The sequence below is a fragment of the Glutamicibacter nicotianae genome, from assembly GCF_016907615.1.
In the GTDB taxonomy this organism is placed as follows: Bacteria; Actinomycetota; Actinomycetes; order Actinomycetales; family Micrococcaceae; genus Glutamicibacter; species Glutamicibacter nicotianae.
Window position 1 is genome coordinate 846204 of the sequence record NZ_JAFBCH010000001.1, and the last position, 21170, is coordinate 867373.

The window sequence follows — 21170 nt, forward strand, 5'->3', positions numbered from 1 at the left end:
TACCCTCAGTGCTTGCTGCCGTAGCAACGGCAAAAGCCTTGTTCCCAATTGCAAGACTGGAAACAAGGCCTCCGTGGTGCCCCTGGCCGGAATCGAACCGACGGCCTACCCTTTAGGAGAGGGTCGCTCTATCCTACTGAGCTACAGAGGCATGGGTGTGAAAACACCAACAACACTATCTTACTAGGGCGTGCCGGGCGTAATTCTCACGCCACGGCTCAGGACGTTCCCTCGCGAATCGCAACCATTTTTGCCTTGAGCGCACGATTGGCACGTAGGGCACCCAGGCCTATGACAAGACCGGCGGTGATGACCAGCAGTGCCCAGCGGATCGTCGTGAGGATCGATGCCAATACGACGGCTCCACTGCTCAAGTCTCCAGTCAATAGGGCATCAATGGCGAAGTTCTCCCAAATATCAATGGCCGCGAAGCCCAAGGGGGCAATCCAGGCCAGCCAACGCATCTGGCGGTTGGGGATCCAGCGGATGAACAACAGCATGGAGAACACTGCGGTAAACATCGGGAAGAGGAAACCCGCGGTCTTGTGCAGGTAGTTGAGCTGGCCGACTGCGTCATCATCCATGGCACCGCGCAATGCTTCTATATCGCTGGTCGTGTAGCCGAAAATCCGCTGATCGGGCATCGACAGCGAATCACTGAGGTCCTTCATCTGCACCATCGTGAGCAGATGGTAGTACGCGAACAAGGCAACGCATACGATCAAGCCCACCGAGATGAGCAGCATCGGGTTTGACTTGTTCTCGTGGGAGGTGCTTTGCACCTTGCCTGGCCCCATGCCCACGCCCTGCGGCTGGTTCTGCTGCTCGGCGAACTGCGCAGGCTTCCGATACTCTTTGCTTTTCCTGACCTTCTTTGCCATATCTACTATTATGCCCGGCCAGCGATGCGGGCTTTCCCGCCCTCACTGAAAAGTGTCCGGCGCTCCACGTAGACTGGCTACATCATGGATTTCCTTTTTGATGATTTCGCCCCGGATTCCGCACCACAGGCCACGCCCACTGCCGAGGAGCTTTTGGTGGGCATGAATCCGCAGCAGGAAGAAGCAGTTCGCTATGCCGGCGGACCGTTGCTGATCGTGGCTGGCGCTGGTTCCGGAAAGACCCGCGTGCTGACGCACCGCATTGCCTACCTCTTGGCGACCGGACGCGCGCGGCCGCACGAAATCCTGGCGATCACCTTCACCAACAAGGCCGCTGCCGAGATGCGCGAACGAGCCGCTGAGCTGATCGGTGACGAGCAGGCGAAGAAGATGTGGATCTCGACGTTCCACTCCTCATGCGTGCGTATTCTGCGTCGCGAAGCGGCCACCATTGGGCTGAAATCCAACTTCTCGATCTACGACTCCACTGATTCGCTGCGCCTGATAACCTTGGTCGCCAAGTCCTTGGAGATCGACCCGAAGCGCTTCACTCCAAAGGCAATTGCGCACAAGATTTCCTCGCTGAAGAACGAGTTGATTGACGAGGAGGACTACGCGGCAACGATTAATGCCAATGATCCGTTCTCGCGTGCCGTGTCCGAGGTCTACCGCGGCTACACCCGCCGCCTGCGCGCCGCCAACGCCATGGACTTCGACGACCTGATTGGACAGGTCGTCTACATGTTCCGTGCGTTCCCGCGAGTGGCCGACAGCTACCGCCGCCGGTTCCGCCATGTGCTCATTGACGAATACCAGGACACCAACCACGCACAGTACTCGCTGGTGCGCGAGCTCACCGGCGCCGAAGGCGACGCCGTACCTGGCGAACTGACCGTGGTCGGCGACTCGGACCAGTCGATTTATGCCTTCCGCGGTGCCGACATCCGCAACATCGTCGACTTTGAAAAGGACTATCCGAACGCGGCAACCATCAAGCTGGAACAGAACTACCGTTCCACCCAGACGATTCTGTCGGCCGCCAACGAGGTCATCAAGCGAAACCCCGACCGCAACGAGAAGAAGCTGTGGACTGCCAGCGGCGACGGCGAGAAGATCACCGGATATGTCGGCGAATCCGAATCCGACGAAGCACGCTGGATTGCAGAAGAAATTCTGCGTCTGAATGATGACGAGGATGTCCGCCCGGGCGATGTGGCGATCTTCTACCGCACCAACGCCCAGTCGCGAGCCCTGGAAGAGCAGCTGATGCGCCTGGACCTGAAGTACCGGGTCGTTGGCGGCACCCGCTTCTACGACCGCAAGGAAATCAAGGACGCGCTGGCCTACCTGCGCGCCCTGGTGAACCCGGACGATGACATCAACGTCCGCCGCATTCTCAATGAGCCCAAGCGCGGCATCGGCGACCGGGCCGAAGGCGCCGTGGCGGCGCTGGCTGAACGGGACCGGATTTCCTTCATGGATGCCTTACGCCGTTCCGACGAGGCGCCGGGGCTGGGAACCCGCGGAATCAAGATGACCGCAGCTTTTGTCTCCATGATGGATGACCTGAAGACCGTGGCGGAGGGCTCGGGCCCGGCAGAAGCCCTTGAAGCGGTGCTTGAGCAGACCGGATACCTGGAAACTCTCCGGCTCTCCTCGGATCCGCAGGATGAGTCGCGTGTGGAGAACCTCGCCGAACTGGTTGCCGTGGTCCGCGACTACGTGAACGAAGAGCCTGAAGGCGGCCTCGAAGGCTTCCTGGAGCGCGTGGCTCTCGTCGCGGATGCCGACCAGATTCCGGAGGCGCCCAGCGATGACGAGGGAGCGGCCATGGCCGCGCAGGAAGGCATGGTCACCTTGATGACCCTGCACACCGCCAAGGGCCTGGAATTCCCGGTGGTCTTCCTGACCGGCATGGAGCACGGCGTCTTCCCGCACCAGCGTTCCATGACCGACGAAAAGGAACTCGCCGAAGAGCGCCGCTTGGCCTATGTCGGGCTGACCCGTGCCCGTGAGCGCCTGTACCTGACGCGCGCCGAGCAGCGCAGCCTCTGGGGGCAGGCCCAGTACAACCCGGCGAGCCAGTTCCTGGAAGAGGTGCCGAGCGAGCTCATCGACTGGAAACGCGAGGGCTCTGGCGGTGGAATGGGCTTCGGTTACGGTAACGCAGCGGTGAATTTCGCCACCAGCAGATATGACCGCGGCAGCCATTGGGGTGCAGGTTCGGCGTCGCCGCAACCGGTGCGCGGGCACAATGCCGCTCCGGTGTCCAAGAAACGCGTCGTGCAGAATAAGGACATCACCATCCCTGAAGTCGGGCAAAGCGTCAAGCATTCTTCATTTGGCTTGGGAACTGTTATTGCTTTGGAAGGTGCAGGAGACAAGACCGTGGCCAAGGTGCAGTTTCCGGACTCTGAGAAGAGGCTTTTGTTGCGCTATGCACCGCTGGAAATCGTGGACTAGCCTGCAGGCGTCGACTGTTTTCCACGTCACATCTTGATGCTTCCCGACTAAGTTTTCGGGTTTCTCTACATGCTGTAAAAGTGGGAAGTTTGCGAAAGTCGGGATAGTCTGAGAGGTGCGCACGGGCTACGGCGCCTTACGACGACCCGGTAGTTGCGGTGCGCTCTCTATGGCATGGCATGGATTTCGGTCTGTGGCCGTGCCGCGAGTCAGCATGAACTTCGAACGAAGGACACAAACCCGTGGACCTGTATGAGTACCAGGCGCGCGATCTATTCGAGGCACACGGCGTTCCCGTGCTTGCCGGTATCGTCGCTTACACCCCGGAAGAAGCCAAAGCCGCAGCTGAGAAGATCGGCGGCGTTGTAGTAGTTAAGGCACAGGTCAAGGTTGGCGGCCGTGGCAAGGCTGGCGGCGTCAAGGTCGCGAAGACCGCCGACGAAGCTTTCGAGCACGCTTCCAACATCCTCGGTATGGACATCAAGGGCCACACCGTAAACAAGGTCATGATCGCTCAGGGCGCCGACATTGCCGAGGAATTCTACTTCTCGGTACTGCTGGACCGTGCAAACCGCAACTACCTGGCAATGTGCTCGGTAGAGGGCGGCATGGAGATCGAGCAGCTGGCTGAGGAGCGCCCAGAAGCTCTGGCCCGCGTTGCTGTTGATCCGCTGGTTGGCATCGACGCCGACAAGGCAGCAGAGATCGTCGCCGAGGCAGGCTTCCCAGAAGAACTGCGCGGCAAGGTTGCAGAAACCCTGCAGACCCTGTGGACCGTCTTCAAGGAAGAGGATGCCACCCTCGTTGAGGTCAACCCACTGGTGAAGACCGGTGCCGGCGACATCGTTGCGCTGGACGGAAAGGTCTCCCTGGATGACAACGCATCCGAGGTTCGCCACCCAGCTCACGAAGAGCTCGAGGACAAGGGCGCAGCCGATCCTCTGGAATCCAAGGCAAAGGCCCTGGGCCTGAACTACGTCAAGCTGGACGGCGAAATCGGCATCATCGGCAACGGTGCAGGCCTGGTCATGTCCACCCTGGACGTTGTCGCCTACGCAGGCGAGAACCACGGTGACGTGAAGCCAGCGAACTTCCTGGACATTGGCGGTGGCGCATCGGCAGAGGTCATGGCCAACGGCCTTGACGTCATCCTGAACGACCCACAGGTCAAGTCGGTCTTCGTCAACGTCTTCGGCGGCATCACCGCATGCGACGCTGTCGCAAACGGCATCGTCGGCGCGCTGAACACCCTGGGTGACGCAGCGAACAAGCCACTGGTTGTCCGCCTGGACGGCAACAACGTTGAAGAGGGTCGCGCCATCTTGGCCGAGGCCAACCACCCGTTGGTCACCCTGGCAGCAACCATGGATGAGGGCGCCGACAAGGCTGCCGAGCTCGCCAACGCAGCGAAGTAAGAGGGATAAGCGAACAATGAGCATTTACCTGAACAAGGACTCCAAGGTCATCGTCCAGGGCATCACCGGCGGCGAAGGCACCAAGCACACCGCCCTGATGCTCAAGGCTGGCACCAACATTGTTGGCGGCGTGAACGCCCGCAAGGCCGGCACCACCGTGACCCACGGTGACCAGGACATCAAGGTTTACGGCACCGTCGCGGAAGCCAAGGCCGAGACCGGCGCTGACGTATCGATCGTCTTCGTGCCACCTAAGTTCACCAAGGACGCAGTCGTTGAGGCTATCGAGGCCGAGGTCGGCCTCGTCGTAGTCATCACCGAAGGTGTTCCAGTGCAGGACTCCGCTGAGTTCTGGGCTCTGGCACAGTCGAAGGTTGACGCTGACGGCAACCAGATCACCCGCATCATCGGCCCTAACTGCCCAGGCATCATCACCCCAGGCGAGGCACTGGTTGGCATCACCCCGAACAACATCACCGGCAAGGGCCCAATCGGTTTGGTTTCCAAGTCCGGTACCCTGACCTACCAGATGATGTACGAACTGCGCGATCTGGGCTTCTCGACCGCAATCGGCATCGGCGGCGACCCAGTCATCGGCACCACCCACATCGACGCCCTGGCTGCTTTCGAAGCTGATCCAGAGACCAAGGCCATCGTCATGATCGGTGAAATCGGTGGCGACGCCGAGGAGCGCGCTGCCGAATTCATCAAGGCCAACGTCACCAAGCCAGTTGTTGGCTACGTAGCTGGCTTCACCGCTCCTGAGGGCAAGACCATGGGCCACGCAGGCGCCATCGTTTCCGGTTCGGCTGGCACCGCCCAGGCGAAGAAGGAAGCCCTGGAAGCTGCAGGCGTCAAGGTTGGCAAGACTCCTTCGGAGACCGCCCGCCTGCTGCGCGAAGTCTTCGCAGCTCTCTAAGCTGACGCTGGAGCAAGGCTGATTCCCGGGTTTCATCCGGGAACAAACGGTCGCCGCTTCTCCTGAATTTTTCAGGAGCCGCGGCGGCCGTTTCGCATTAACCCGAGAAGCCGTGGCCTGTTCTGGGCACGGACGGGCCGGACAACCAGCCGGAGTGAACCCCTGAGCCCCAAGACCCCGGACTTCAAGAAGAATCAGCATGCCGATGAAACGCCGCCGGCTGCAATGCCATCGAACGGACCCAAGCAATGGCCAGGTGCGTTGCCCGGTCTACCGGTCGCTTGGGCGTCAACCGGCGCAGAACCCATCGACCTGCGCCTGCAGCATGCAAGCCCTGCTATGCGGGCTGCTGGCGGTTCTGCCGGGTAGGACAACGGTGGGGCTGGTCCTTTGCAGAACCAGCCCCACCATCGTCAAATCGCCCTTTGAGCGGTAATTGGCCTAGGACTTGGCCTTCTCTGCTTCAATCTCCTGCTGGTAGGTTTCTTCCAGAGCAGGAACCTGCTCGAAGATTTCTTCCACGTCCAGGTCAGGGTTTTCTTCCTGGGTTGCAACCAGCTCTACTGCTTCTTCCTCGGTGGCCACCGAAGGCAGCGAACCCGGAAGCGGCCTGCGTGCGGATTCCTTCAAGAAGCAAACGGCGATGATGCCGGCAACCGACGTTCCCATGACCCAGAAAGCAGGTGCCAGGGAAGAATTGGTCACGGTGACCAGAGCCTGCATGATGAACGGTGCGAAGCCGCCAAAGATGGCTACCGCGAAGTTGTACGAGATGCCCATGCCACTGTAGCGCGAGGCGGTGGGGAACAGGGCTGGCAACGACGAAGCCAGGTTGGAAACGTAGAAGACCACGGGGATGGCCAACAGGGCAAGGCCCGTCAGCGTGGACCAGATTTGTCCATGCATCATGAACAAGAAGGCTGGAATAGCCAGGACAACTGCCGAGCCGGAGCCAATGAACAGGACCTTGCGGCGGCCTATGCTGTCGGAGAGCATGCCGGCCAGCGGGATGCACAGGGACATGCCAACCAGAATCGGCAGGGTCAGCAGGTTGCCGTGCACCGGATCGTATTTCAGGGTCTCGGTCAAGTAGGTAGGCATGTAGCTGGTCAGTGCATAACCTGCAGTGTTGGCGGCCGAGACCAGCACGAAACCGGTCAGCAATTCGCGCCAGTAGGCCTGGACCAGGTCGATGACGCCCTTCGGAGCGTCGGCGGAGTTCCGAGCGTCGTCGCTGGCGCGGTTAGCGGCTTCCTGGGCTTCCTTGAAGGCAGGCGTGTCTTCAATCTTGGAACGGAACCACAGTGCGATGACGCCGAGTGGAAGAGCGACCAGGAATGGAATGCGCCAGGCGAAGCCTTCCATGACATCTTCGCTCAGGGTCAGCTGGAGAATGGAGACAAAGGCGGCGCCCAAGGCAAAGCCCATGTAGGAGCCGAGGTCCAGCAGCGAGGCGAAGAAGCCGCGGCGCTTATCCGGAGCGTATTCGGTAATGAATGTAGTAGCACCGGCGTACTCGCCGCCGGTGGAGAAGCCTTGGATCAGCTTCAGCACGACGAGGAGAATTGGCGCTGCTACACCCCATACCGAGTAGTCCGGAAGGATACCGATGCCGAATGTCGCCAAAGCCATCATGAGCAGGGTGAAGACCAGGATCTTCTGGCGTCCTACGCGGTCGCCTAGCTGGCCCAGAATCACGCCGCCAAGTGGGCGGGCAACGAAGGTCACGGCGAATACGCCTAGGCTGAACAGGGTTTGGATGGCGGGGGCTACCGTGTCAGGCATGAAGAGCTTGCCGATGATCACTGCGAGGTAGCCGTAGACACCTACGTCGTACCATTCCATCAAGTTGCCAACGACGGTGCCGCCGATGGCTTTCTTGAGCATCGAATCATCGACAACGTTGACGTCTTCGACCTTCAGCCGGCGTTTTCTGCGGAACCGTGGCTTCCGTGAGTTTCGTGCTTCCATAGTTTCACTCCTCATATCTTTCTTGATCTTGTCCCGGTGCCGGCGACCATCCTCGTCCACAATGTTGAGAAGCGAATTTTCTGCTCCCTGAAGCTGGTTGCGACCGCCGTGTGACTCGTCGAAATCGATAGATTTCTACTCAAAAATCCGGTCAAAAACCGGCTTTGAGCGATGAAACGCTTAAGCGGACAAACGTCAAGTTTACCAAAAATTAGTTTAATTCCCTGATCGAGAGGCTCTCTTGAGCCAATGCAGACCCGGGGCAAATAGCCAGATCGCGGAAGTGCCGACCGCCAATTAGCCACGGAAGCATAGGGCAAACGGGCGATCGGCGAAGGCTCGAAGCAAACTGCCCGAAAAGCTCAAACTGTGGCGAAGAACTCGGTCCGCCACGGGGTGGAAAACGGAGAATCTGAGCGAAAACTGTGTTCCTGAAGCCCTGGATCCAGGGGGCAAACAGGGGCTTCAGACGGCAAGAATCCCGTGAGCTGCTCATCCGCACCCGGCACCGTCTCTGCGGGACGCAAAAATGCCCCAAGGCCACCGGTGGGCAGCTTGGGGCATGAAGTCGAAGCAGGCTAGCCGCGTAGACCGGCTGCAGCTTCGGTGTCGATCCTGAGGAATGAAGAGCCGATGGCAGCGAAAGCCCCCGGGATCAGGAGCATGCGGTGCTTCGGATTGTAGAAAATCTCTTCGAGAGGGGAAGCCAAGACCCTGCGGATCTTTTCCAGGAGCCGGGCATTCTCCAAGGACAGGCGTTCCTGCTTGGTTTCAATCACCACACGATCTTTATCGATACTCACCGATGCGCTCATCCAGTCGTCATCGGGGGTAGTGAGAGTCTCCGATTTAATCAGGGACACGGATATTACCGCCTTAGTCGTTCGTATCACCCGGACGAGGAGCCGCCCGGGTCCTAGCCCGACGAGCGCACCGTGTGTGGCGCAGCGCACAACGTCGAACATTTTGAATATACAGGGTTTTGCTGACAGCCGCCTGCTAAGACGGCGGATTTAATCAACCTGTTACTCAAGCAGTCCTCGGATGTCTTGGGCGGTCAAGGCCTTGGAGAATCCATCGGCCTCATCCATCACCGTCGAAATCAGCTTGCGCTTGCTTTCCTGCAGCGCCACAACCTTCTCCTCGATGGTGCCCTGGGAAATCATCCGGTACACCATCACCTGCCGGGTCTGGCCAATGCGATGCGTGCGGTCGATCGCCTGGGCTTCAACGGCCGGGTTCCACCACGGATCCAGCAAGAAGCAATAGTCGGCTTCGGTGAGGTTCAGGCCGAAGCCGCCGGCCTTCAAGGAGATCAGGAAGAGCGGTGCTTCGCCTTCCTTGAACTGCTCGATGACCTTGGAACGGTTGCGGGTATTGCCATCGAGGTACACGAACTTCACGCCTCGTTCGGCCAGCTTGTCGGCCAGCACCTTCAGGTATGAGGTGAACTGGCTGAAGATCAGCGCACGGTGGCCTTCGCCCACCACGTCATCGAGCTGGTCGAAGAGAGCTTCCAGCTTCGAGCCGGGGATGTCCGACAGTTCCGGATCTACCAGGGACGGCTCAAGGGCCAGCATGCGCAGGTGCGTCAGCGACTGGAAAATGGTGAAGCGGTTGCGATCCAGGTCCGCCACCAGGTGCAGGATCTTCTGGCGTTCGCGATTCAAATGCGTGTCGTAGACATGCTGGTGCTCCTCGGACAGGCGCACCAGAATCTGCTGCTCCTGCTTGGCCGGAAGATCCAGCACCACCGATTCCTTCGTGCGGCGCAGCATGAACGGCTTGATCCGGCGCTGTAGCAAGGCGAGGGTTTCCTTGTCGCCCAAGACCTCGATGGGCCGGGCGAACTGGCGATTGAAGCGCGTGGTGTTCAGGAACAACGCCGGAGCAACCAGCGACAGCAGGGCACCGAGCTCGGACAGGTTGTTTTCCATCGGGGTACCGGTGACTGCCAACTTGAAATTGGTCTGCAGGTTCACGGCGGTCCTGTGCGCTTTGGTGGATTTGTTCTTCACGAACTGCGCCTCGTCGAGGATCAGGCCGGCAAAGCGCTGGGCTTCGTAGATCTCGTCGTTCAGGCGCAGCAGGGTGTAGGTCGTGAGAATGACATCGTAGTCCTGAGCGAGTTCCTGAAGCTGCCGCGGTGACGGCAACGTGCCCTCGACGCTGACGACCCGCAGGGAAGGGGCGAACTTGTTGATTTCCATTTCCCAGTTGGACACCACCGAGCTCGGGGCAACCACCAGGAACGGCAGGCGGGTACGCTGGGCTGCCGGCAATTGGGCGCTGGCCTCGGGATCCGCCCAGAGCTTGTGGGCGTGGAGCATCAGCGCAATTGTCTGCAGGGTCTTGCCCAAGCCCATGTCATCGGCGAGGATGCCGCCGAAGCCGCCCTCGTACAGGCGGGAGAGCCAGTGGAACCCCTCCACCTGGTAGGGGCGCAGTTGGGCGTCCAGCGTGTTCGGCACCTGGGCATGGTGGGCCTCGGCGACCTTGAGCAGCGAACGCATGCGTGCGATGAAAAGGTCAGCGCCGTCGATGCCTTCAGCCATCTCGTCCAGTTCTTCGAACATCGAGATCTGGAAGACCGTCAGCTTCAGGTCTCCCTCCTTCGGCTTGTCGTTCATCGCCTGGGCTTCGTCAACCAGCGCCTTGAGCTTGGCGAACATCGGGTGGTTCAGCGAGAACCAGGTGTTGTCCGGCAGGCGGAGCTTCATCTGGCCATTGCTCATGGCCTCGACAATCTGCGAGAAGGGAACCTCATGGTCGCCTACGGTGATCAGCAAGCCGAGATCAAGCCAGTCGGTCCGTTCATGATTCACGGCATTGATCTTCAGCTGGGGGAGTTCACGCAGCTGGTGGAAGGTCGGGCGGGTGCCTTGCTCGACGAGCTGGACCTCCGGAAGGCGCTCCAGCGCGGGCAGGATCTCGGTGACGAAATCAATGGTGTCATCGCGTGCGTAGAACTTCGGCGACAGGTTGGGATTGCCGGCTTCCTCATGCGCCAGGAACACCTCATGCACGGCTGACTGGAGCAGTTCCTCGGCCTCCACGTCGTGCACTTCCTGGTCGCTGGGGATCCCAGGGTAGCGGATCTGGAAGTCCAGCGCGGCGGTGTCGTTCGGTTCCTTGTTCTGGTTGAATTCGCGCTTGTAGACCACGGTGGCCTGCACATAGGGCGGTTTCAGATCAGGCAGGACCAGCTCGTCGCTGACGCTGCGCAGCTCGAAACGGCGAGCCAGGCGAGGGTAGGAGGATTCGAAGAAGTCGTTGATCTCCGGTGCGGGCACGGTGACCGGGCGGCGGTCGATATACCAGCGGCGGTGCGCGTCGGGAACCGGCTCGGTGCTTGGAGCGAGCCAGATTTCATCGGGCTGGGCCATTTGCGCATAGAAACCATGCTCGGCGATGACACCGCTGGGCGCGTCCGGATCAAGCACGAGATCCTGCCCGGCGATGTGCAGGACGCCGTCCAGCTGCAACTGCTGCTCATCCAGGGAGGCCTGCATGCTGAAGCTGGCCGGATCAACGATCCGCACGCGCTGCTCGGAACGGGTGGTGATCAGCGCAATGCCCAGCTCGCCAGCCTGTTCGAGCAGCGGCCAGAGAAGCTCGGAAGCGTACTCGTCCAGGAACAGCCAGTCTTCGTCCACCTTGAACTGCAACTGGCTGTCGCTGCGGGCCATGGAAGCGAAGCGGGTGAACCAGTGGTGCTGTGCACGCAGCAGGTTCCAGCCGTAGGTCTTGAAGCCCAGGGTGGTCCAGCGCAGCTGGCCGCGCACCCAGCGGCCTTCGGCATTGCGGACCATGGGGCGCACGCCCAAGCGGAAGCGCTTGTTGCGGGTCGGGTGCGGGATGGTCCCGGTCGGCATCCACTGCTGCTGCTGGGTGGCGTCCTTCGAATCGAAGAGCAGGAACTGCAGCGCCATCGGCACCACAGGATCGTGCTGCGAACCGAGCAGCCCGTCGGCCGGGCCCGGGTCGGACTCCTCGAACCATGAATCGATTTGCTTTGACCACGCGGTCTCCGGCTTCTCTTCATGGACCGGCAGCGGGCGAGGCTGGGAGGCGATCTTATTGGAGGTAATGGCCAAAGCCGCGATATGAGAGCAGATGCCTGGCGCGTCGCAGGTGCACTCGCAGGATTCGATCTTCCACTCGCCACCCTCCAAGTGGACCTGGATCATCGGAGAGAATTCTTTGCCGGAATCGGTGACTGTGCCCTCGATCTGCCCGGTGTTCTCATCGAATTCCACGTCAACCACGGAATTTGCTTCTGCGGCCAGGTTCTTTCCATAAAAGAAAGGAACGTTGCCCAGAAAAGCCAGTAAATGGCGGGCGTCAATGGTTGGTGGAACAGATTCAGTCATCCTCTCATCGTTTCACGTTCCGGGCCGTCGCGAAAGTTGATGGGCCCTTCTGTGAATAATCACTATCCATGGCGTAGCGTTGACACATGTCCCACGTGTGGCCCTATCTTCCAGCCCGAGCAGTGAACATCACCTCGCTCGTCGAATTCGACCGTCTTGCCGCTGAAGCGCTGGTTTCCCACCATGCCCACGGAAAAGGCTGGCGCGTGCACCGCGTGGATCTGCGCGAGCGGGATACCGTGCTGAAATCGCTGGATCTTTCCGAAGCGCTGTTCATCGATTGCCAGTTTTCCGCCCAAGGCCAGCAGATCGTGCAGGCGACGGGCGGGCTATGCATGAGCTCGGGGGCGCAGCTGCCGTTCGAGACCGGCGCCCGCGGCTTGTATACGGCAGAAGAGCTGTACTCGGGGATCTGGACGCAGACCTACCAGCAGGTGCCCGATGCCAAAATATACGCGTACTCCCAGCAGCATGCGGCGGCGAATGCCGACAGCGATCACAGTGCGCTGGCCAGGACCCTGCACGATCACCACATTGGCCAGGCGCTGGTCTCGGCGGTATATGAGGGAACGTTCAAGGACACTCCGATCATCGGGGTGATGGGCGGGCATGCGATGAACCGGGGCACCACGCAGTACGCGCAGGCCTTGGAGCTCGGGCGCATGATTACCCGTGCTGGCTACGCGGTGGCCACCGGGGGAGGGCCAGGAGCCATGGAAGCGGCCAATGCCGGTGCGTGGCTGGCCGACTATGGGGCAGATGACATTGCGACGGCCTTGCAGATGCTCGCCGAAGCGCCAGATGCGATCCACCATCGCACCGGCTGGGCGAGAACCGCCCTGATGGTGAAGGAGCGTTTCCCCAGCCGGCGGCAGTCGCTGGGCGTGCCGACCTGGTTCTACGGCCATGAGCCGCCGAATCTGTTTGCCACCCAGATCGCCAAGTTCTTCACCAATTCCATTCGCGAGGCGATCCTGCTGGAGCAGTCCAACGGCGGGCTGGTCGTGCTGCCCGGGGCTGCCGGCACGGTCCAGGAAATCTTCCAGGATGCCTGCGAGAACTACTACGCCACCGGTGCCCGCGTGGTGCCGATGGTGCTGGTCGGCCGCGACTACTGGAGAAATGACCTTCCGGCGTGGCCGCTGCTCCAGGCCCTGGCCAAGGAACGCGTGATGGAGCAGAAGATCGCCCTGGTGGACACCGCCGAGGAAGCACTGGCGTTCATCCAGTCCATGGAAACCCTGCGGCGGCGCACCCGGCCGGCAAAGGACAACTAGTCCGGGGCATCGAAAATGCCGGGACAGCCGAAGCTGTCCCGGCATTTTCGATGCCAAGCGGAGTATTAGCTGACGCTGACGTCGAAGATCAGGCCCAGGCAGTAGGTGACGGCCGCAGCGCCCCAGCCGATGGCCAGCTGGCGCAAGCCGCGCTTGAACGGGGAGGCTCCGGAGAGCAGGCCCACGATGCCGCCGGTGATCATCAGGGCGAGGCCCACCAGCACCACCGACACGATGATCGCGGCCAGGCCGGAGAGGCCGAAGATGTAGGGCAGGATCGGCACCACCGCGCCGGAAGCGAAGAGCAGGAATGAGGTGGCGGCCGCCCCGGTGGCCGAGCCCAGCTCCTGGTGCTCCTTCTCGAGCTCGTCGCCGCGGCCTTCCGGGTTCAGCGAGAAATCAGGGTTGCAGTCGCAGGTGAACAGGCCCATGCGTTCGGCGGCCCGGTGCTCGGCGTCCTCGTCGCTCATGCCGCGGGCCTTGTAGATCAGCACCAGCTCGTTGGCGTCCAGATCCAGGTTCGGGGCTGCGGTCAGCGTGACCTGGGTGGGCCGCGAGGCGGTCAGCAGCTCGCGTTGGGAACGCACCGAAACATATTCGCCGGCCGCCATGGACAGCGCTCCGGCCAGCAAGCCGGCAATGCCGGAGAACAGCACGAAGGTCGAAGAAACGCCGGTGGCGCCGATGCCCATGATCAATGCCAGGTTGGATACCAGCCCGTCGTTGGCGCCGAAGACCGCGGCGCGGAAGTTGCCCGACAGCCGTGCGCGTCCTGCTGTGGCCAGGGCCCGGACGACTTCCTCGTGGACCTGCTCGTCGGCAGCCATCTGCGCGGTGGCGTCCTTGTCGTTGCGGTAGGGGGAGCTGCTCTCTGAGCGCTGGGCCATGGCCAGCACGAACACCGACCCGAAGTGCAGGGCGAGGAAGCGCAGCATGGTGCGGCGCAGCGACGGTCGGACTTCCTTGGCATGCTCGCCGAGCAACGTGCGCCAGTGGGATTCGTGGCGTGCTTCGGCTTCGGCCAGGCCCAGCAGGATTTGCCGTTCCTGCCCGGTCTTCTTTTCCGCCAGGGCCCGGTAGATGGCGCCCTCGGCGACTTCATCGGCGAGATACTTGCGCCATCGCTGGATCTGCGCTTTGGTCGGTTCGGCGCTTGGGTGCTGTGGCATCTCGAAAAGGCTCTCCTTGAACGTGGAGTTTCCCATGGAAACCCGTGGATCGGCTCAGCTTTCCACTTTAGCCAGCGCCCCTGGACTTGGGAATTTGGCAAGGCTAAATGCATGGCGTCTGCCTGCCGGATTCCCTGCTTCCGGCACCACCAGCAGCAATTCGGAGGTGTCCGGGTCGAAGGCCGGACGGCGGGAGCAGCGGGTGATGAGGCGTTCGAGCCTGAGCGGGTCCGCAACGTAGCGGGTGCACCAGCGGCCCTCAGCGGTGAACTGCACCTGGCCGGTCTGGCGGTCGATGATGGGAAGGATCGGGATGGCCATGGATATTAACTCTCTGGCGAGCTCTTGCCCGTGCACCAATTGATGCGCGGACCGCTTCCTCATCCGAACCACCCATGAACTTGGGGTTGGTGCGCGGCCAGTCGGAGCTTGGCGCCGCGTCTCGTGAAGCAACAATTCTGAGCGTACCGCCGCATGCGGCGCCAGATGAAGCCGTACTGCGTAATATGACTTCCGGTCAGTTCTCCGGGGCCAGGGAATCGGCCAGCCGATGCAGCTTCTGGCGATGATCTGCCCACTGCGCCGCGGTGTAGTCGGGCAGCAAATCCAGCGTCGCGGTCCAGCCGGCGCGGCCGTCGAGCTGTTCGCGGATGATATCCAGCTGCCCTGCATGCCGGGAGGTCTCGGCCAGCGCATGGATGAGCAGATGGTCCAAGGTGGTATGCCCCGCCGGCCCCCACCACGGGACGTGCACTGCAGAATCCAGGTACAAGGCGGCGATGCCCTCGTCCGCGAAGGCGATGGCCTTGCGGTACAGGCCTATCAGCTGCAGCCCGTCCATCTCTGCAGGCGGAAGGAAATCAGCGTCGGGATCATGCGGGGAGATGAACTCGCGGACATAGGCGTCGTTGGCCTCGCGCCGCAGGCAGGTGCCGAAATACTCGTATTCGTTGATCACCAGATGGTGCAGCACGCCCAGGATGTGGGTGCCGGTAGGGGTGAGCGGGGTGCGTGCCAGCTGCTCGGCCAGGCCCTCGGCCTTGAAGATCGCATTCTCGCGCGCCTCATTCAGGTACCCGCAGAGCTTGTCCTTGGTGCTGTCCATGGACAGAGTCTAATGATCGCGGCCGGCCCGCGGTAGGGGACATCGCGTGTTTACCATTGGTAAACTTGCCCCGCAGGCGGTGAAGCCGCCGCGGATGCCGCTGCCGGACACGACGTTGATGGAGCCAAACGATGAAAACCTTGCCAGTTGAACCAACCGGTGCTGCGATCAACATCGGTGCGCGGCTGCGCGGGGTGCGGCAGACCCAGCGCATGACCATTGACCAGGTCGCAGAGCTCTCCGGGCTGACCAAGGGCTTTCTCTCGCGTGTGGAACGCGACCTGACCAGCCCCTCGGTGGCGACTCTGCTGCGCCTGTGCGAGGTGCTGGGCATCGAGGTCGGCACGCTTTTCGAAGTCCCGGAAACGAAACTGGTCCGCCTGGACCAGGCACCGCGGGTTTCACTGGGCGGCGACGGGATCACCGAGCAGCTGGTGACCCCGCGCAGCGAAAAGCGGCTGCAGATGATCCGCGCCGAGATTGCGCCGAGGGGCACTGGCGAAGCGGAACTGTATTCGATGGATTGCGAGCTGGAAGTGCTGCACGTGATCGCCGGAGAATTCATCCTGATCCTGCCCGACCAGCGATTGGAGCTTGAGGCGGGCGACACCGTAACCTTCCCGGGCCGCGAGCCGCATAGCTGGCAGAACCCTTCCGATGAGCCGGCCGTGGTGACCTGGACGCTGATCCTCTGCTGAGCCCAACCCCTGCGCCCGCTGCGGCGGCACGCTCGGCGCGATGCGGCTGCGTGTTCGCTGGCGGGGTGGGCAACGGCGTATTCTAGGAACGATGCGTTGTTCCGGGCGCTCGGAACGATTGGCGATGGGAGAGGCGTGAAGACAGGCGAACCAACCGCGACGCAGGACCAGCTGCGCAGCATCAGCTGGTGGGCTTCGGTGCTTTTCGGCGTTCTTGTCGGCACCACCTTGACCTGGATCCGTACCCAGCGCAATTTCTTCTTCCTCGGCGCCGCGATTCTCGCTGTCGTCATCGTGACCATCGGCGTGCGGACGATCCGCCGGCGTGCACGTTTCCCGCAGATGGCGCAGGCGCGCATCTCCTGGACCTATGCGCTGTGGACCGCCATCCTGCTCATCCTGGCCGGCCCGATCCAGCTGGTGTACGTGGCCGATGACCTTTCCGAATTGACCATCAAGTCGCTGGTGATGTCCGCGGGCTTCGCCCTGGGCATCCATGAGGTCGACCGGGCGCTGGTGAATGCCAGCAAGAAGGGCTCCGAGGCGCCCTGAGCTCCCGGGTTGGATGAAATGGCCTGAAAGTGCAGTCAACGTATCCCTGCCCTTGTCGTTTTTTGCCTTGTCCCATCCTGGCCAGCATTGGCAGAACTGGGTTGCAATCAGCACCACTCAACCTGGACTCTCGAATCTCCCGGTTGCTGGCGATCAATGAAACGAAGCTGCGTGTTGGATTAGGGGTGCTGGTCCAGCAAATCCGCAGCGCCGCCAACTGATCTCCTCACTGAAGTTCCGGCGCAGGCCGCAGTCCATTCCCGGGCTGAGGCTCGCGTCTTTTTGCGCCCGGATTCCGCCCGGCCCTGTCGTTGGATCTTGACGTGACCCAGCAGACAAAATAGCATAATGGAAAACTGAAGTTTCATATTAGACAACTTGGGCTGTGGTCCTCGTGCGTCTGGGGAGGAAGTTGCGATGAAGGAAATCCGCATCGAGGAAAATGGCCGGCTGGGACCGATCAATGCCGCGGAGATTCCCCGCTATGCAGGGGGCGGCACCTATGCCCGGCTGCCGCGCCTGGACCAGGTGGAGCAGGCCGACATCAAGATCGTTGGCGTGCCTTTCGACACCGGTGTGTCCTACCGTCCCGGCGCCCGCTTCGGCGCCAACCACGTGCGCGAATCCTCGCGCCTGATCCGCCCCTACAACCCTGCCACCGACACCTCGCCCTTTGCGCAGAGCCAGGTGGCTGACGCCGGGGACATGGCGGTCAACCCGTTCAACATCAACGAGGCCATCGAGGCCATCGAGCACAACGCGCTGGAGCTGACCAGCGACGGCTCCACCCTGGTCACCGTGGGCGGCGACCACACCATCGCGCTGCCGCTGCTGCGCGCCGCCTCCCAGCGCGCCGGCGCCCCGGTGGCGATGCTGCACTTCGACGCGCACCTGGATACCTGGGACACCTACTTCGGCGCCGAATACACCCACGGCACCCCGTTCCGCCGTGCCGTCGAGGAAGGCATCCTGGACACCGAGGCGATCTGCCACGTGGGCACCCGCGGCCCGCTGTACGGCAAGAAGGACCTGGAGGACGACAAGCGCTTCGGTTTCGGCATCGTGACCAGCTCGGATGTCTACTACCAGGGCGTGCGCGAGATCGTGGACAAGCTGCGGGACCGCATCGGCAACCGCCCGCTGTACATCTCGGTGGATATCGACGTGCTGGACCCGGCCCACGCCCCGGGCACCGGCACCCCGGAAGCCGGCGGCATCACCAGCCGCGAGCTGCTCGAAATCCTGCGCGGGTTGCGCGGGCTGAACATCGTCGGCGCGGATATCGTGGAAGTGGCCCCCGCCTACGACCATGCGGAACTGACCGGCGTGGCCGCCAGCCACGTCACCTACGACCTGATCAGCCTGATCAGCGACTTCCGCGCCAGCAAAGGAATGAATGCCTCATGAGCGAGCAACCGCAACGCAACGGCGGCGACCTGGTCATCGAGACCCTCACCGCACTCGGCGCCAAGACCGTGTTCGGGATCCCCGGCCAGCACGCCCTGGGACTATTCGACGCGCTCTCGCGCTCCAGCCTGGAATTCATCTCCTCGCGCGTCGAGAACAACTCGGCCTTCGCCGCCGACGGCTACTCCCGGGCCACCGGGGAAGTGGGCGTGCTGTTCCTCTCCACCGGCCCCGGGGCGCTGACTTCCTTGGCCGGGTTGCAGGAAGCCTACGCTACCGGTGTGCCGATGGTCGTGGTCGCCAGCCAGATCCCGCTGGACGGGCTGGGCGCCCGCCGCAAGGGCATGCTGCACCAGCTCGATGACCAGAAGGCCTCGGCCGCCAATGTCACCAAGTTCCAGCAGACCGTGCACCATGCTTCCGGCATCCCCTCGGCCATCCAGGATGCCTGGGCCCGGGCCATCACCGTGCCCATGGGGCCGGTCTGGGTCGAGGTGCCGCAGGACGTGCTGCTCGCGCCGGTGATGGTGCCGCCAGTGCAGGACGCACTGGCCGAAGCCTATGAGCATCCGCCGCGCGAAGAGCTGATCGGCGAAGCCATGCGCTGGCTGGCCGAGGCGAAGCGCCCGGCCATCATCGCCGGCGGCGGCGTGCGCCGGGCCGGGGCGAAGGCCGAGCTGCTGGCCGTGGCGGAGAAGCTGCAGGCCCCGGTGCTGTGCAGCCCCGGCGGCAACGGCGCCTTCCCCTGGGAGCACGAGCTCTCCTTGCAGTCGTGGGTCGAGGACCGCTACGTCTCGGAAGTCATGGAAGACGCCGACGTGCTGGTGGTCATCGGGTCATCCCTGGGCGAGGTCACCAGCAACTACTTCACCCTGGAACCGCGCGGCAAGATGATCCAGATCGACGCCGAGCCTCGCGTGCTCGAATCCAACACCCCCGCCCTGGGCATCCGCGCCGATGCCCGCGAGGCCCTGAAATTCCTTGATGGGGAAATGCGCAAGACTGGCTTCACCGCCCAGTCCTCGTGGCATGGGAACACCCCGCAGCAGGTGGTGGCCGAGACCCTGGAGAAGGTGCAGGCCCGCCTGGATGCCCAGGACCTGGGCAAGGAGCGGAAGTTCATGGCCGATATCCGGGCCGCCGTCCCGGCAGGGATGCAGACCTTCTGGGACATGACCATTGCCGCCTACTGGGGTTGGAGCTGCTGGGACGCCAAGGACGGCGAATTCCATTCCGCCCAGGGCGCCGGCGGCCTCGGCTTCGGTTTCCCCGCCGCGATCGGCGGAGCCATCGGCTCGAAGCAGCGCGTGCTGGCGGTCAGCGGAGACGGCTCATCGATGTACTCCATCGCCGAGCTGGCCACCGCCAAGCAGCACCATGCACCGGTCACCTGGCTGATCGTCGATGATGGCGGCTACGGCATCCTGCGCGAGTACATGGAGGGGGCCTTCGGCAAGGCCACAGCCACCGAGCTGGCGCGGCCCGACTTCGTCGCGCTGGCCCAGTCCTTCGGCATCCCCGCCCGGGCGGTGGAACCGGAAGGCATCGGTGCCGCGCTCGCCGAGGCGCTGGAGGCGGACGGGCCGAACGTCATCGTGGTCCGCACCTTGCTGAAGATGTTCGCGCCCACGCACCTGTAGAGGCATCCGGACACGTCGACGGCCTCGGATCCGCTGCTCGCAAGAGCGGTGGGTCCGGGGCCGTGGTGATTAATGGATGGTGAAACGGTGCAGGTCAGTGGGTGAAGTGGAATACCACGCCGAAAAGCACTGTCGAGATGCCCAGGCAAATGCCGATGAGCAGTGGCTCCCAGTCCAGGGACTGGGCTGCCAACATCACTGCGAAGGTAGCGAAAAGCAGAATTGCTCCGATGCCTCCCAGGATCACCCCTCCGCCACCATGGTGCCGCACGGCGGAGTGTGCGGTCCGGTTAACTAGTGGTGCCATGCCGCCATGGTACGTCCGAAACCGGCCAAAGCCGAGGGGTGGGGCCAATAACTTCGATATTGTCTGCTTTGTTGGCTCAGCGGCCGGTGCGCAGCTGGTGGATTTGCTCGGCAGCGGAGGCCAGCGAGGGATAGTCGGCGCCTGGCCCCTGGGCGATGAATCCGGGGCAGTGGTGGTCGGCCAGCCCCGGTTGCCCGTAGGACAGGCCGCGGAACGTGCCCTTGGCCATGCGCACCAGATGCGCGCCGGCGGCCACATCCCACACCTTGGTATCGAAACCGATCACGGCATCGCACCAGCCTGCCGCCACATGGGCCAGGGACAACGCTGCGCAGACCTTGCGCCGCACCGTGGCGAAGTCCTGGATCCACTGGCCCAGAAGCTTCAGCGACAGATCACCGTCCTTGAGCATGGATTCCGCTCCCGGGTAATCGGTCATCAGGTTGGCGCGGGACTGCTCGGGACGGGCACCGGGCTCAAGGACTTGTCCATTGAGGAATGCGGTATCCGAATTGGCACTGAATTCATCGCCGGAGATCGGATCGAGGATTGCGGCGGCAACCAGTTGGCCATCGATGGCGGCGGCGATCGAGATGCAGAAGAATGCCACGCCGTGGACGAAATTGCTGGTGCCGTCAATCGGATCAACGATCCACTGCACCTTGCCGGGAGCCTGCTGGCCGTGCTCGCCGGAGATCCGCTCTTCGCCGAGCACCCAGGAACCGGGGCAGGCCGAGAGCAGTGCGTCGGTGATGATCCGCTGGCTGCGCCGGTCGATGTCGGTGACCAGATCATGCGTGTTGGTTTTGTGTTCGGCGTGCACGGTGCCGCGGAAGGAAGCGCGCAGCAGTTCGGCGGACTGGCGAGCTGCTTCAAGCGCTGCAAGACGCAGTTCTTCGGCGTAGTTGGTGCGGGCTTGGACTCGCTGATCATTCACGAAGTCCAGCTTACCGCCGGCACGGAACACCAAAACGTTGACTAAAGCAACTAATT

The 21170-nt window shown here is 62.4% G+C and carries 17 protein-coding genes, 1 tRNA gene and 1 riboswitch; of the genes, 8 read left to right on the forward strand and 10 right to left on the reverse strand.

What is annotated here, in order from left to right; genetic code table 11:
• Nucleotides 1–74 precede the first annotated feature (74 nt).
• Together JOE62_RS04290 and JOE62_RS04295 are read right to left on the reverse strand one after the other, a co-directional pair.
• Nucleotides 75–151 (reverse strand) — tRNA-Arg (locus JOE62_RS04290).
• 67 nt (nt 152–218) lie between these two features.
• Nucleotides 219–881 (reverse strand): hypothetical protein, encoded by a 663-nt coding sequence (locus JOE62_RS04295; RefSeq protein WP_204720596.1) that lies wholly within the window; start codon nt 879–881, stop codon nt 219–221.
• Nucleotides 882–965: 84 nt separating this feature from the next.
• Here JOE62_RS04295 and pcrA point away from each other — a divergent pair, with 84 nt between their 5' ends.
• From pcrA to sucD, 3 genes are all read left to right on the forward strand, one after another.
• A complete protein-coding gene (pcrA, locus tag JOE62_RS04300; RefSeq protein WP_204720598.1) occupies nt 966–3344 on the forward strand; it encodes a DNA helicase PcrA in 2379 nt (792 codons plus the stop codon).
• Nucleotides 3345–3586: 242 nt separating this feature from the next.
• Nucleotides 3587–4759 (forward strand): ADP-forming succinate--CoA ligase subunit beta, encoded by a 1173-nt coding sequence (gene sucC, locus JOE62_RS04305; RefSeq protein ID WP_204720600.1) that lies wholly within the window; start codon nt 3587–3589, stop codon nt 4757–4759.
• A 16-nt stretch (nt 4760–4775) separates the two neighbouring features.
• Nucleotides 4776–5678 carry a succinate--CoA ligase subunit alpha gene (gene sucD, locus JOE62_RS04310; protein WP_038990032.1) on the forward strand — a complete coding sequence of 301 codons (903 nt, stop codon included), beginning with the start codon at nt 4776–4778 and terminating at the stop codon, nt 5676–5678.
• Between the two features lie 441 nt (nt 5679–6119).
• Here sucD and JOE62_RS04315 read toward each other — a convergent pair whose 3' ends face one another.
• The 3 genes from JOE62_RS04315 to JOE62_RS04325 form a co-directional block, all read right to left on the reverse strand.
• Nucleotides 6120–7649: an MFS transporter gene (locus tag JOE62_RS04315; RefSeq protein ID WP_204720602.1), complete on the reverse strand. Its 1530-nt coding sequence runs from the start codon at nt 7647–7649 to the stop codon at nt 6120–6122.
• Between the two features lie 578 nt (nt 7650–8227).
• Entirely contained in the window at nt 8228–8512 is a 285-nt protein-coding gene (locus JOE62_RS04320; protein ID WP_204720604.1) for a hypothetical protein, read from the reverse strand.
• A 162-nt stretch (nt 8513–8674) separates the two neighbouring features.
• The gene (locus JOE62_RS04325; RefSeq protein WP_204720606.1) at nt 8675–12022 is read right to left on the reverse strand and encodes a DEAD/DEAH box helicase; all 3348 of its coding nucleotides are present in this window, start codon (nt 12020–12022) and stop codon (nt 8675–8677) included.
• A gap of 86 nt (nt 12023–12108) precedes the next feature.
• Between JOE62_RS04325 and JOE62_RS04330 the strand changes: the two genes are divergently transcribed.
• Nucleotides 12109–13299, forward strand: a complete 1191-nt coding sequence (locus tag JOE62_RS04330; RefSeq protein ID WP_204720608.1) for an LOG family protein — start codon at nt 12109–12111, stop codon at nt 13297–13299.
• 65 nt (nt 13300–13364) lie between these two features.
• Here JOE62_RS04330 and JOE62_RS04335 read toward each other — a convergent pair whose 3' ends face one another.
• From JOE62_RS04335 to JOE62_RS04345, 3 genes are all read right to left on the reverse strand, one after another.
• Nucleotides 13365–14468 (reverse strand): VIT1/CCC1 transporter family protein, encoded by a 1104-nt coding sequence (locus tag JOE62_RS04335; protein ID WP_204720609.1) that lies wholly within the window; start codon nt 14466–14468, stop codon nt 13365–13367.
• 54 nt (nt 14469–14522) lie between these two features.
• Nucleotides 14523–14789: a hypothetical protein gene (locus JOE62_RS04340; RefSeq protein ID WP_204720611.1), complete on the reverse strand. Its 267-nt coding sequence runs from the start codon at nt 14787–14789 to the stop codon at nt 14523–14525.
• 15 nt (nt 14790–14804) lie between these two features.
• Nucleotides 14805–14918, reverse strand: a riboswitch (SAM riboswitch).
• A 67-nt stretch (nt 14919–14985) separates the two neighbouring features.
• Nucleotides 14986–15573: a DinB family protein gene (locus JOE62_RS04345; protein WP_204720613.1), complete on the reverse strand. Its 588-nt coding sequence runs from the start codon at nt 15571–15573 to the stop codon at nt 14986–14988.
• 131 nt (nt 15574–15704) lie between these two features.
• On the opposite strand from JOE62_RS04345, the gene JOE62_RS04350 reads away from it, so the two are divergent.
• From JOE62_RS04350 to JOE62_RS04365, 4 genes are all read left to right on the forward strand, one after another.
• Nucleotides 15705–16271 (forward strand): cupin domain-containing protein, encoded by a 567-nt coding sequence (locus JOE62_RS04350; protein ID WP_204720615.1) that lies wholly within the window; start codon nt 15705–15707, stop codon nt 16269–16271.
• Between the two features lie 135 nt (nt 16272–16406).
• The gene (locus JOE62_RS04355) at nt 16407–16823 is read left to right on the forward strand and encodes a hypothetical protein (RefSeq protein ID WP_204720618.1); all 417 of its coding nucleotides are present in this window, start codon (nt 16407–16409) and stop codon (nt 16821–16823) included.
• A 417-nt stretch (nt 16824–17240) separates the two neighbouring features.
• Nucleotides 17241–18230 carry an agmatinase gene (speB, locus tag JOE62_RS04360; RefSeq protein ID WP_204720620.1) on the forward strand — a complete coding sequence of 330 codons (990 nt, stop codon included), beginning with the start codon at nt 17241–17243 and terminating at the stop codon, nt 18228–18230.
• Nucleotides 18227–19870, forward strand: a complete 1644-nt coding sequence (locus JOE62_RS04365; RefSeq protein ID WP_204720621.1) for a thiamine pyrophosphate-binding protein — start codon at nt 18227–18229, stop codon at nt 19868–19870. Before speB ends, JOE62_RS04365 begins: the two co-directional genes overlap by 4 nt.
• Nucleotides 19871–19964: 94 nt before the next feature.
• Here JOE62_RS04365 and JOE62_RS04370 read toward each other — a convergent pair whose 3' ends face one another.
• Together JOE62_RS04370 and JOE62_RS04375 are read right to left on the reverse strand one after the other, a co-directional pair.
• On the reverse strand, nt 19965–20177 hold the full coding sequence (locus tag JOE62_RS04370; RefSeq protein ID WP_204720623.1) for a hypothetical protein: 213 nt from the start codon (nt 20175–20177) through the stop codon (nt 19965–19967).
• 76 nt (nt 20178–20253) lie between these two features.
• The gene (locus tag JOE62_RS04375; RefSeq protein ID WP_204720625.1) at nt 20254–21114 is read right to left on the reverse strand and encodes an inositol monophosphatase family protein; all 861 of its coding nucleotides are present in this window, start codon (nt 21112–21114) and stop codon (nt 20254–20256) included.
• Nucleotides 21115–21170: the final 56 nt, after the last annotated feature.